The sequence below is a fragment of the Myxococcus sp. AM010 genome, assembly GCF_013372585.1.
Classification (GTDB): domain Bacteria; phylum Myxococcota; class Myxococcia; order Myxococcales; family Myxococcaceae; genus Myxococcus; species Myxococcus vastator.
On record NZ_JABXEO010000085.1, the window covers coordinates 24,124 to 36,035 of the forward strand.

At 71.2% G+C, this 11,912-nt stretch carries 9 protein-coding genes; 4 read left to right on the top strand and 5 right to left on the bottom strand.

Annotated features, from left to right (window positions below):
- Positions 1-4: 4 nt before the first annotated feature.
- From mvk to fni, 3 genes are read right to left on the bottom strand one after another with little or no spacing between them, the layout of a single operon-like run.
- Positions 5-916, bottom strand: a complete 912-nt coding sequence (gene mvk / locus HV826_RS29685; RefSeq protein WP_217918837.1) for a mevalonate kinase — start codon at positions 914-916, stop codon at positions 5-7.
- 25 nt (positions 917-941) lie between these two features.
- Positions 942-2,270 carry a hydroxymethylglutaryl-CoA reductase, degradative gene (locus HV826_RS29690; protein WP_176420429.1) on the bottom strand — a complete coding sequence of 443 codons (1,329 nt, stop codon included), beginning with the start codon at positions 2,268-2,270 and terminating at the stop codon, positions 942-944.
- Between the two features lie 33 nt (positions 2,271-2,303).
- Entirely contained in the window at positions 2,304-3,362 is a 1,059-nt protein-coding gene (gene fni / locus HV826_RS29695; RefSeq protein WP_176420431.1) for a type 2 isopentenyl-diphosphate Delta-isomerase, read from the bottom strand.
- Between the two features lie 183 nt (positions 3,363-3,545).
- On the opposite strand from fni, the gene HV826_RS29700 reads away from it, so the two are divergent.
- Positions 3,546-3,932: a hypothetical protein gene (locus HV826_RS29700; RefSeq protein ID WP_176420443.1), complete on the top strand. Its 387-nt coding sequence runs from the start codon at positions 3,546-3,548 to the stop codon at positions 3,930-3,932.
- Here the strand turns inward: HV826_RS29700 and HV826_RS29705 are convergent.
- Together HV826_RS29705 and HV826_RS29710 are read right to left on the bottom strand one after the other, a co-directional pair.
- Positions 3,929-6,367 carry a TonB-dependent receptor domain-containing protein gene (locus HV826_RS29705; RefSeq protein WP_176420433.1) on the bottom strand — a complete coding sequence of 813 codons (2,439 nt, stop codon included), beginning with the start codon at positions 6,365-6,367 and terminating at the stop codon, positions 3,929-3,931. The two genes, HV826_RS29700 and HV826_RS29705, sit on opposite strands and share 4 nt — an antisense overlap.
- Positions 6,368-6,492: 125 nt before the next feature.
- Positions 6,493-7,971: a hypothetical protein gene (locus tag HV826_RS29710; RefSeq protein ID WP_176420435.1), complete on the bottom strand. Its 1,479-nt coding sequence runs from the start codon at positions 7,969-7,971 to the stop codon at positions 6,493-6,495.
- Positions 7,972-8,158: 187 nt separating this feature from the next.
- Here HV826_RS29710 and HV826_RS29715 point away from each other — a divergent pair, with 187 nt between their 5' ends.
- The 3 genes from HV826_RS29715 to HV826_RS29725 form a co-directional block, all read left to right on the top strand.
- Complete coding sequence (locus HV826_RS29715; protein ID WP_176420437.1) at positions 8,159-9,397, top strand: imelysin family protein; 1,239 nt, start codon at positions 8,159-8,161, stop codon at positions 9,395-9,397.
- Positions 9,390-10,844 carry an HTTM domain-containing protein gene (locus tag HV826_RS29720; RefSeq protein ID WP_176420438.1) on the top strand — a complete coding sequence of 485 codons (1,455 nt, stop codon included), beginning with the start codon at positions 9,390-9,392 and terminating at the stop codon, positions 10,842-10,844. Before HV826_RS29715 ends, HV826_RS29720 begins: the two co-directional genes overlap by 8 nt.
- A gap of 155 nt (positions 10,845-10,999) precedes the next feature.
- Positions 11,000-11,912 (top strand): zinc metalloprotease HtpX (locus tag HV826_RS29725; protein WP_176420440.1); only part of this gene is annotated, 913 nt, incomplete at its 3' end.

Below are 11,912 nucleotides of genomic sequence, written 5' to 3' on the forward strand. Positions count from 1 at the left end.
GGACTCACGACGCCCGCGGTCCCGCGAGCTGGCTGCTGAAGCAGCGCACGCCCAGCCGGGTGAGCTTCGTCACCACGGGCTTGGGCTCCAGGAACAGGCCAATGACGGCCCCACCATCTCCACCGGCTCCGGTCAGCTTGGCGCCCAGCGCCCCCAGCTCCCGCAACCGGTAGATCATCTCTTCCAACGGCGGCGACGACAGGCCCAGCGCCGAGAGCAGGCCCTGATTGACGTTCATCGCGTCGCCCAGCGCCTCCAAGTCTCCCGCCGCCACCGCCTTCGCGCCCTCCGAGGACACCCGACCAATCTCCGCGAACAGGCGCTCGTAGCGCGACGGCCAGCGGGCCTGCCGCTCGCGCAGCGCGCCCACCGTCCTCTTCGTGGGGCTGCGCTCACCCGCGAGCGTCACCACCACGTGCAAGGGCCTGGGGCTCTCCACCACCTGCCCCGTCCCCTTCGCGGCCCCCGGCCTGCGCCGGTACAACACAAGCTGCTCCGCCGCGCTGGTGGTGTGGTCCACCCCGGACGGCGTGCCGTGGAACTCCTGCTCCATCGCCCACGCCACACGCGCCGCGTCCTTCGGCGTGGGCACCTTCCCCGCCGCCTGGAGCAGCAACCGCGCGCACGCCACCGACAGCGCCGCCGAGCTCCCCAGCCCCACCGCCAGCGGCAGGTCCGCCTCCAGCGACACCTTCACCGGCGGCGCGCCCGTCACCTCCGCGGCCCGGGCGAACGCCGCCGTGAGCTGCGCCCGCTGCGGACGGCTGAGCGTGGAGGGCAACGCGAGCTGACACGCCTTGGCGGGCACGGCGCGCGCCGTCACGCCCTGCGACAACGGGCCGGCCAGGGCCGGGTGCCCGTACACGACGCTGTGCTCACCCAACAGGATGACCTTGCCGGCGCCAAAGGCCGACATGGATTCAGAACGAGGCGCCACGGCGTCAGACAGTGGTGCCGGTCGCGGCCGCGGCATCCTCGGCGGGGAGGCTGGCCAGCAGCTCGCGGGCCTTCTCCACCTTCACGTGGCCCGCCTTCACCAGCAGGTTGGCGATCTTCTCCACCCAGTCGCCCCGCGCGCCCGCCGTCACCGCCACGCAGCGCGCGTGCATCGCCATGTGGCCCTTCTGGATGCCCACGCTGCCCAGCGCCCGAAGCGCCGCGAAGTTCTGCGCCAGGCCCACCGCCGCGAACACCATGGCGAGCTCGCGCACCGACGAGGTCTGCATCAGCTTGAGCGCCATCTGCACGCCCGGGTGGATCTTGATGGGCCCGCCCACCGTCCCCAGCGCCATGGGCAGCTCGATGCGACCCACCAGGTGCCCCTCTTCCAGGTACCAGGTGGACAGCGGCCGGTACTGCCCGTTGCGGCAGGCGAACGCGTGCGCGCCCGCTTCAATGGCGCGCCAGTCCTGCCCCGTGGCGATGGCCACCGCGTCAATGCCGTTCATCACGCCCTTGTTGTGCGTGGCGGCGCGGTACGGGTCGGCTTCCGCGAAGCGGCTGGCCTGGGCGATGCCCTCGGCGATCTCCTCGGCCGGCATCTCGAAGTCCGCCAGCAGCGGGATGGGAATGCGGCACATGGCGCGCGCCAGCCGGCGGTCCGCCAGATTGGAGAGGATGCGCAGATACACCTTGCCGCCCGTAATCTGCTCGACGAGCGGCGCCACGCCCTCCGCCATGGTGTTGATGAGGTTGGCCCCCATCGCCTCCTGGGCGTCGACGATGAGGTGGACGATGAGCAGCGGCTCGCCGCGCGGGCCCTCCGGGGCCGGCAGCACGCGAACCTCGACGTCCTTCGCCCCGCCGCCACGCGCCACCATGGCCGGGTGGAAGCTGTTGGCCAGCGCGAGGAGCTGCTCCTTGTGCGCCAGGATGCGCTCCGTGGCCACCGTCGGGTCGCCGTAGCGCGACACCTGCACCTGGCCAATCATCAGCGACGGGTCCGCCTCGCCGATGAAGCCGCCCGACTCCCGGACAATCTTCGCCGCGAAGGACACCGCCGCCACGACCGACGGCTCCTCCACCGCCATGGGCACCAGGTAGTCGCGCCCGTTGACCTGGAGGTTCAGGCCCAGGCCCAGCGGCAGGGAGAAGGTCCCCACCGCGTTCTCAATCATCTGGTTCGCCAGGACAGGCTGGAGCGCCTCCGAGCCCAAGAGCTGCTGCAGGTCCTCGGGCGTGAGCTGGAACATGCGGGAGAGGTGCGCGTGGCGCTCCTCCATCGGCAGCTTGTGGAACCCGGGGAGCCGGGACGTCACGGTGTCAGACATGTTCTTCCTTCCAGACTTCGGCGCGGCCACCCTCTACAGCGCCGCCAACCAATCCTTCAACTCTCCGGTGACCACCCGGGGCCGCTGTCTCAGTTCAGCGCAGCTTCTGCTACCCGTCAGGACCAGCGCCTGCCGCAGGCTGGCCAGGATGACCTCCAGCGCCGCCTCCGCCGCCACGAGCCCGCCCGCCTGCTGCGCGCGGAACAACGGCAGCGCCATGCCGGCCAGGTTCGCGCCCAGCGCCAGCACCTTGGCGGCGTCCAGTCCCGTGCGGAGGCCGCCGCTCGCCACCAGGTGGACGTCCGGGCCCACGGCCCGGCGCACGGTGGCCAACGCCGCCGCCGTGGGGATGCCCCACGCGCTGAACTCCGCTCCCAACTGTGCCTGTACGCCCGACGCGCGAAGTTGTTCCACGCGCACCCAGGACGTCCCGCCCAGGCCGGACACGTCGAGGTTGCGCACGCCCAGGTCCACCAGCCGCCGCGCGACGTCCGGGCCAATGCCGCAGCCCGTCTCCTTCACCAGCAGCCGGTCGCCAAAGGCCCCCACCAGCAGCTCCACCACGCGGTAGCCGCCCTGGAAGTCCCGGTCGCCTTCCGGCTGCGTCAGCTCCTGCCCCGCGTTGAGGTGCAGCGCCAGCCCGTCCGCGCCGATACCGTCCACCAGCCGGCGCGTTCCGTCCACGCCCAGCCGGATGGCCTGGAACATCCCGATGTTGCCCAGCAGCGCCACCGTGGGCGCCACCTGCCGCACCTGAAAGGACGCGGCCCGCGAGGCGTCCTCCGACATGGCGCGCTGGCTGCCGACACCAAAGGCCAGGCCGTGGCGCTCGGCGAGCAGCGCCAGGTCGCGGTTCACCGCGCCCGCACGCTCCGTCCCACCCGTCATCCCGGTGACGAGCAGCGGGGAGCGCAGCCGCTTGCCCAGGAAGGTCGTGGACAGGTCCACGTCCTCCACGGCCATCTCCGGCATCGCGCAGTGCACCAGCTTGACGCACTCCAGCAGGGTGCTGTTTCCGGTGGGTTCGACGTCGCCCGTGGCGCAAAGGTCGAGATGCGCGTCCTTGCGTCTGGCTGTGAGGTCTTCGCCCATCTCGTTGGAGTCCGGTTCGCCCAGGGTGCCACGGCGCGTAAGTGCCCGAATGACCGAGGTTTCCTAGCAAGCACGGCGGCCAAGGCGCAAGCCAAAGGGCCCGGGCGGTCAGCCCCGGCGTGTGGGTGGACGCTGGCGCCTTGTGGGCGGTATGAGCGCGGCGTGAGCCCCTCCCCGACCCACGTGGTTGTCTTCCTGCACAGCGGCGACTACGACCGCGTGCATCAGGGCCTGTCCATCGCCGCCGCGGCCGTGGCGTCTGGCCGCAGGGCGGAGGTGTACCTCTTCTGGTGGGCCCTGGAGCGCTTCCTCGATGGGGCGCTCGACGACCCGGACTTCACGGGTCGCGACGACGTCACCCACCGCTTCGAGTCGCGCGGGATGCCCACGTTGCGCGCCCTCCTCACCCACCTGACCGATTCAGGACTTTTCACCCTGGCCGGGTGCACGGGCTCGCTGGGCGCCCTGGGGGCGGAAGCGAAGGCGGATGCCAGCGGCATCGCCTTGTGGCTGGGCTGGAGCGCCATCCTTCAGCGCACCGCGGGCGTGACGGACCGCTTCTACCTCTAGATGCCCATCTTGACGCCCACGATGACGGTCCGAGGCGCGTTGGGCCGCGCCCCGTAGGGACGGCGCGACACCACGGCCTGCTCGTCCAGGATGTTGCGCGCGCTGAGGTACAGCTGCCCCCAGCGGGAGAAGTGCCAGCTCGCGTTGACGTCGAACGTCAGCAGCGCGTCCGTCCGCTGCTCCGGAGGCGCCTCGCCCTGCCCCGCCTGCTCGCGCATGGCGTCCACGTAGAAGGCGCTCAGGGCCAGGCCGCCCCACGCCGTCTCCACACCCGCGGTGGCGTAGAGCTGGTGCCGGGGCACGTAGGGCAGCTCGTCGCCCGCGCGCACGTCGCCGAACTGCGGGTCCGCCGACTGGAAGTCCTCGCGCAGCCGCGTGCGCGTGAAGGTGTAGGACAGCGAGACGGGGAACGTCACGCCACCGCCCGGGCGGAAGGTCTTCTCGCCGAAGACCTCCAGGCCGTAGATGAAGGCCTTGCCCGCGTCCGTCTGCCGATCCAGGTCGTCGTTGAGGCAGCCGCTGGAGAACGTGCAGATGTCGGTGAGGTTCGAGTAGTCGTTGAAGAAGCCCACCGCCTCGAAGCGCTCGCCCCTGCGGGTCCACCGCGCGCCAGCCTCATAGTTGATGCTCTTCTCCGGCAGCACCACGTCCGGCTGTCCAGGCGCCGGGGGCGAGAAGCCACGATAGGCGCCCGCGAACAGGCCCAGCTCGTGCGTCAACGCGCCGTAGACGCCCATGCCCGGCATGAGCACCTCCACCGCGCCGCTCGCCTCGGTGCCCGTCAGGTGGTTCCGCGAGGCCGAGCGGATGATCTCCATGCGCACACCCGGCGTCAGCACCAGCGGGCCCCAGCCGATGGCGTCCGTCGCGTGCAGGGCGAGGGCGTGCGTGGAGTCCTTGTTGTCGGCCGTGGTGTACGTGGGCTCGCTGGTCCGCACGAGCTGGCCGCCCTGCATCAGGAAGGCGTCCTCGGTGTGGAGGCGGCGGATGCTGTCGTAGTGGAAGCGCGCGCCCAGCTCGAGGTTGTGGCTCAGCGGCCCCGTGGTGGCCGTCCAGCGGGCGACGCTCTGGAGCCCCTGGGACACGTAGGTGCGGTCGTTGGGGCCGATGAGCAGCGCGTCCTGGGTGGACGACGTGTCCTGCTCGCCGGTGAGGACGCCGTAGTAGATGGCGTTGCGCGCGCTCGTGGGGTCCGCCAGCACGCTGGCGATGGAGGCGCCGCGGAAGCGGTTCACCTTGCGCCACGCCCGGCTCAGGTCGTGCCGGTAGACGGACGTCGTCACGGCCAGCCCGCCCGCCTCGAGCTCGTGGCTGAGCACCACCTGCGTGCGGTGCCACTTCATGTGGTCCAGGGCGCTCGCGACGTAGCGGCGCAGCGGCGCGGCGGCGAAGTCCGCGCTGCTCAGGCCCAGGTACGTCTCGTTCGAGTCCTCGTCCGAGTAGCCCAGCTTGAGCTGGAGCGTCTGGCGCACCGGGCCCTCGGGGACGAGCAGGTAGCGGCCCTTGGCCATCCACTCGTTGCGGGAGAAGCCCGTGTCGCCGCCCACGGTGTCCAGCTCCTTGAAGCCGTCACTGCGCAGGTGGACGCCTTCAAGCAGGAAGCCCGCGCGCTCGGTGCTGGCGCCGAAGACGCCGTGGGCCTTGCCGTAGAGGTACTCGCCGCCCGCCACGTCCAGCCAGGCGGACTCGGAGGCGGGGATGTCCCGGGTGAGGAACTCCACGGAGCCGCCCACCGTCTGCGGTCCCTGCTGGATGGCCGAGGGCCCCTTGAGCACGCGGATGCGTTGCATGCGCGTGGCCAGCGGGAAGTAGTAGGCCGCCGGCGCGGAGTACGGCGCGGGGCCGAAGAGGACTCCGTCCTCCAGCAGGGTGACCTTCTTGCTGCGGTCCGGATTGACGCCGCGCAGGCCCACGTTCGGCCGCAGGCCGAAGCCGTCCTCGCCGCGGGAGTACACACCGGGCACCGTCTGGAGGATGGCGGCCGGGTCATCGCGCTCGAAGCGCTCCAACTGCGCGGGCTTGAGCACGTGGATGGAGCCGCTCGTGCGCGCCTCCGAGGTGCCCACCACCACGCTCTCGAATTTCTTCTCCACCGCCTCGGGCGAGGGCTCCAGCACCAGCGGCTCGCTCGCGGGGGGCTCGGTGGCCAGCGGCGCGTCGCCCACGGGCGCCTGCGCGGGCTCGGCCAGCTGCGGCGCCTCGGCGGCGGCGGCGTCCTGCACCTGCGACGGCTCGGGAACCACGGCGGCGGCGTCCTGCACCTGCGACGGCTCGGGAACCACGGCGGCGGCGTCCTGCACCTGCGACGGCTCGGGAACCGCGGCGGCGTCCTGGGGCGGCTCGGACTGCGCCGCGGCCGGGGAGGCCCATGCCAGCAAGAGCGCCGGAAGTGCCCAGCTCCGCGCCCACATCAGCTTCTGCTCGAACAGTGCCATCTGAAGCGTTTCGACCTTGTCTCGACCGGGATGTCCGACGACTCAAAAAGCCAGGAGCCGGGGAGGATGGCCCGCCCGCGCGCGGACCGCCCTCCCCGGCTCCTGCTTCTACACTGCGTCAGCGATTACTGCTTCTCGACGGGACCGCCGATGACGATCTTTCCATCCGTCTGGATGGCGATGCCGCGAGCGGCCTCCTCGGTGGCCGCGGTCGCGACGTTGATCTTCGCGATGCCGCCGGTGCCGAAGGTCGGGTCCAGGTTGCCATCGGTGGTGAAGCGCGCCACCACCATCTGGTTGTCGCCACCCTCGGTCACGAAGCCCGCCGCGTAGATGCGGTTCTGCGAGTCAAAGGTGACGGACCAGAAGCGGTCGTCCTCCGTGGCGGAGATGGGCGTGGCCTTGACCACCTCCGTGCCCGTGCCACCCGTCGGGATGATGGCCAGGATGGCGTCGACGTTCCCGCTGCCACCGGAACGGTAACCCACCGCGGCCGCCCAGTTGCCGTCCGCCGACTTGGCCACGCCGAAGAAGGCCTGCTCCGGACGCTCGAAGCCGTAGGTCTTGTAGCCTTCCGGCGCGAAGGTCGTGTCCGGCTGGCCGTCCGGCGTCTGCATCAGGAGGAGGGCCTGGATGTTCTGCGCGCTGGGCGTGGCGCTGCCCACGTGCAGGACGCGGTCGTCGTTCAGGACGACCAGGTTGCGGCCGCGGTCGTTGTCACCGGCCAGGTCCAGCACCACCGAGCCGCCAATGCCCCACGTCGGGTCCAGCGCGCCCGTGGCGGTGTAGCGGAAGGACACCAGGTCCACCGCGCCGGAGGACGCGGAGCGGCCGTAGCCGGTCGTCACGTAGCTGCCGTTGGACTGCATGCCCGCGGCGTAGGCCTCGGCCATGCCCCACTCCGGGTTGTTCTCGCTCTGGGCCTGGAACGGCGCGGACGTCACGACGCCCTTCCAGCCGAAGGTGTCGTCCGCCTTGCCGTCGTCGTTCAGGCGCTGCAGCACGATGCGGTTGGCCGCCTGCGCCCCCACGCCCGTGGGCATGGACGTGTAGCCGGACGTCATGATCTTCCCGTCCGGCTGGATGAAGCCGTAGCGCATGCCGTCGTTCAGGTTGGACAGGTTGAGGACGCTGAACCCGTTGGGCGTCTGGGCCGAGCCGAACGTCGTGTCCAGCGCGCCCGTCGCCGTCAACCGGGCCACCACGCGGTCGGTGTCCGCGCGCGTGCCGTCCGCGCGCTTGTTGCCGAACAGCACGATGCGGTCCGTGGCGTCCACGCGCACGTCCCACAGCGAGTCACGCGTGCCGTCGCGGCCGGTGCCGAAGTCCACGTGCGTCACGCCGCCCGCGCCGAACGTCGTGTCGTGCGTACCATCCTCGTTGAAGCGGACCACCGCGATGTCGCTGTCCAGCGGGCCGGTGCCCGCGTCAGGCGTCGGGTTCGTGCCCGAGTCCGGGGTCGTCCCGGCGTCCGCCTGGGTGCCCGCGTCGGGCGTCGGGGTCGGCGTGGGCTCGTCGTCGCCACAACCCGTCATGCACGCCAGCGTGAGCGCCAGCGCGGCCCCACGCACCAGGAAGCCGCGGTGCTTTACCGTCTTCAACATGATGTCTTCCCCTCCTCGGGAACTTCTCGAACTGCAAACGATAATCGTTATCAGTTTCGTCGCGACAGCCTCCTACCCCAGAAGAACGGGAAGGGTCAACAAACATCCCGTGCAGTCGTGAACCGAGGACGTCGAAATCTTGAAGTTGATTGTCATTAACAACATCGGCGTGTTACCGAGCCGGGCCATGAACACCGAGTCATCGCGCCCCCTCTCCGTCCTGCGTGCGAGCGCCATCGCGCTCGTGGTTCCCGCGCTCCTTTCACTGTCGGCCTGCAAGTCGGACACGGGGGCTCCGCCGGACGCCGGTACGGAGAACCCCGACGGCACGGTGGCCGCGACGCGCGCCGCGCTGCTGGAGTCGTCCGGGGCCTGTGTGCTGCAGACGGCCCGTGAGTTCCAGACGGCGGCCACCACGCTGCAGAGCGCCGTCGCGGCCCACGCGGCCACGCCGGATGCCACCACGCGAGACGCCGCGCGCGCGGCCTACCACCAGGCCATGGACGTGTGGCAGGTGGCGGAGGTGATGCAGTTCGGTCCCGCCGCGCCCCGCAGCCTCCCGGGCGGCGCGGAGATTCGCGACAACATCTACTCGTGGCCCCTGGTCAGCCGGTGCGCCATCGAGGAGCAGCTCGTCAACCGCAGCTACGAGTCGGCGGGCTTCGACAGCGCGCTGGTGAGCCGCCGCGGCCTGTACGCGCTGGAGTACCTGCTCTTCTTCGAGGGCAACGACACCGCCTGCCCGGGCACCTCCGTCATCGTGTCCCAAGGCTCGTGGGCGGCGCTGTCCGCGGACGAGCGGGCCGAGCGCAAGCGGGCCTACGCCGCCGTGGTGGCCGAAGACATCCACCGCCGCGCGGACGCGCTGGTGAACGCGTGGGCCGCGGACCAGGGCAACTTCGCACAGACGCTGACGACGGCGGGCTCCGGCAACGCCGTGTACCCCTCCACGCAGGCGGCGTTGAACTCCCTGAGCGATGCCATCTTCTACCTCGAGCGCGAGGTGAAGGACCTCAAGGTGGCACGGCCGCTGGCGCTGCGCGACTGCGCCACGTCCACCTGCCCTGAACACCTGGAGTCACAGTTCGCGGCGCGCTCGAAGGCGAACCTCCGGGCCAACCTGGTGGGCTACCGGCGCATCACGGAAGGCTGCGGCGAGGACTTCTCCGGCACGGGCTTCGACGACCTGCTCGAGGCCTCGGGCGCCGACGCGCTGGCGGCGAAGGTGCGCGAGCGCAACGCGGCGGCGGCGGCGGGCATCGAGGCCGTTCCGGGTGAAGACCTGGCGACGGTCCTGGCGCAGGACAAGGCCGCGATGCGTGCGATGTACGACGCCATCAAGGGCGTGACGGACGTGCTCAAGACGGAGCTCGTCACCGTGCTGGACCTGGAGCTGCCCCAGTCCGTCGAAGGGGACAATGACTGAGGTGACGACCGTCGAGCGCTCCGTGTCCGGGCGCCTCTGGGAGGTGCTGCTGGCGCCGCGAGACATCGCGGCGCTGGTGGCGTTCCGCGTGGCGCTCGGACTGCTCGTCTTCGTTTCAGCGGTCCGGTTCCTCGCCTACGGCTGGGTGGACGTGCTGTTCACCGGCCCCCGCTTCCACTTCACCTACTGGGGCTTCGGCTGGGTGCCCGCGCTGCCGGCGCCGTGGATGCACGCCGTCTTCGCGGTGCTCGCGCTGCTCGGGCTCTGCATGGCGGCGGGCCTCTTCTACCGCGTGGCGGTGGGCCTGCTGTTCGTCGCCTTCACCTACGTCCAGCTCGTGGACGTCAGCAACTACCTCAACCACTACTACCTGGTGAGCCTGCTCCTGGGGCTGATGCTCTTCGTACCGGCGCACCGGGCCTTCTCGGTGGATGCATGGCGAAAGCCCGCGCTGCGCCGGGACTGGCTGCCCTCGTGGTGCACGCTGCTGCTGCGCTTCCAGGTGGGGGTGGTGTACGTCTTCGCGGGGCTGGCGAAGCTGACGGGTGACTGGCTGCTCCATGCCCAGCCGCTCAGCATCTGGCTGTCGGCGCGGACGAGCCTGCCCGTCGTCGGCCCCATGCTCGACGAGCCCTGGGTCGCCTACGTCGCGGCCTGGTCGGGCTTCCTCTTCGACACCACCATCGTCGCCTTCCTCCTCACCCGGAAGCTGCGGCCCTTCGCCTATGCCGTGGTGCTCGGGTTCCACGCGGCCACCTCCGCGCTGTTCCCCATTGGCATGTTCCCCGTCATCATGGTCACCGGGGCCCTGGTCTTCTTCGAAGCCTCCTGGCCACGGCGGCTGTTGCACGGACTGCGCGCCCGCCTCGCCCGGACGTCCGCCGCGACTTCGGCCGCCTCCGCGAGGCCCGTGACGCCCCCCCTGAGCGCTCCCGGCTGGAGGGGCCAGGTGGCGCTCGGCCTGGCCCTGACCTACGCCGTCGTGCAGGTCGCCATTCCGCTGCGCACCCACCTCTACGGCGGCAATGTCCTGTGGCACGAGCAGGGCATGCGCTTCTCCTGGCGGGTGATGGCGCGCGAGAAGAACGGCAGCGTGACGTTCATCGTCCGCGACCCGGCGTCGGACCGGGAATGGCACGTCGCGCCCAGCCAGTACCTCACCCGCCTCCAGGAGCGGGAGATGTCGGTGCAGCCGGACCTCATCCTCCAACTGGCGCGGCACATCGCCCGGGACTTCGAGGCGCGGGGCAAGGGCCGCGTCCAGGTCCACGTCGACGCGCAGGTGTCGCTCAACGGCCGCCCCGCGGAGCTGCTGGTGGACCCCGACGTGGACCTCGCGCGGGAGGTGGACAGCCTCGCGCCCAAGCAGTGGATCCGCCCCGCGCCGGACTCACCGCCCATCCGCTTGCGCGCTCCGCTGCGCGGCGCGACGGCCGAGCGTCCGTAAGGCCCGGCCCGCTGACGACGGCGCCGGGTGCCGTCCATGCCGGCGGAGTGGCCCAGGCGCGGCGGCCCACCAGGCGCCGTCCCTCGTCGTTGCCGAGCCCGCGCCCTTGGTTACGTTTCCAGAGGGCCCCGCGGGCCTCCGGAAACGAGGCGGCCATGGCGCTCCATTCTTCCCACGCCGGCGCGGACCGGCCAGCGCTGCACGGCGGAGGCGGTTGGCACCGGCTGGGCAACGCGCTCAAGACGACCGTGCTGCTGGCCGGGCTCACGGCCCTGGTGCTCGTCATCGGCGACCGCCTGGGCGGCCCGCGAGGCCTGCTCTTCGCCGGCGTCTTCGCAGTGGTGATGAACTTCGGCTCCTATTGGTTCAGCGACCGGATTGCCCTGGCCATCCACGGCGCCCGGCCGTTGCCCTACGAGCAGGCGCCCTGGCTGCACGACATGGTGGCGCGGCTGGCCTCCCGCGCGGGCATGCCGAAGCCCAAGGTCTACATGCTCCCCACGCCAGCCCCCAACGCCTTCGCCACGGGCCGCAACCCGAGCCACGCCGCCATCGCGGTGACGGCGGGGCTGATGGAGCTGCTGGACCGGCGCGAGCTGGAAGGCGTGCTGGCCCATGAGCTGGGCCACGTGCGCAACCGGGACACCCTCATCGGAACGGTGGCGGCGACCCTGGCCGGCATCATCAGCTACGCCGCGCAGATGCTCTTCTGGTTCGGCGGCTCCATGCTCAGCCGAGGCGACGACGAGCGCGGCGGCCTGGGGAGCGCCTTCGCCAACCTGGGCCTGCTGCTGGTGGCGCCCATCGCCGCCACGCTGCTCCAGCTCGCGGTCAGCCGCTCACGGGAGTACGGGGCGGACCAGACGGGCGCCGAGCTGGCGGGCGACCCGGACGCGCTCGCCAGTGCCCTGCTGAAGCTGGAGCGCGGCGCCCAGGCCATTCCCTACGACAGGGCCCCCGCCACCTCCCACCTCTTCATCGTCAACCCGCTCCACCATGGCGGAGTCATGGCCCCGCCATGGTGGAGCGGGTTGACGATGAAGAGGTGGGAGGTGGCGGGGGCCCTGT

Excerpts from the sequence above, each read along its gene's own strand:
- mvk (WP_217918837.1), bottom strand. The coding sequence starts at position 916 with ATGTCGGCCTTTGGCGCCGGCAAGGTCATCCTGTTGGGTGAGCACAGC.
- HV826_RS29690 (WP_176420429.1), bottom strand. The coding sequence starts at position 2,270 with ATGTCTGACACCGTGACGTCCCGGCTCCCCGGGTTCCACAAGCTGCCG.
- fni (WP_176420431.1), bottom strand. The coding sequence starts at position 3,362 with ATGGGCGAAGACCTCACAGCCAGACGCAAGGACGCGCATCTCGACCTT.
- HV826_RS29705 (WP_176420433.1), bottom strand. The coding sequence starts at position 6,367 with ATGGCACTGTTCGAGCAGAAGCTGATGTGGGCGCGGAGCTGGGCACTT.
- HV826_RS29710 (WP_176420435.1), bottom strand. The coding sequence starts at position 7,971 with ATGTTGAAGACGGTAAAGCACCGCGGCTTCCTGGTGCGTGGGGCCGCG.
- HV826_RS29715 (WP_176420437.1), top strand. The coding sequence starts at position 8,159 with ATGAACACCGAGTCATCGCGCCCCCTCTCCGTCCTGCGTGCGAGCGCC.
- HV826_RS29720 (WP_176420438.1), top strand. The coding sequence starts at position 9,390 with ATGACTGAGGTGACGACCGTCGAGCGCTCCGTGTCCGGGCGCCTCTGG.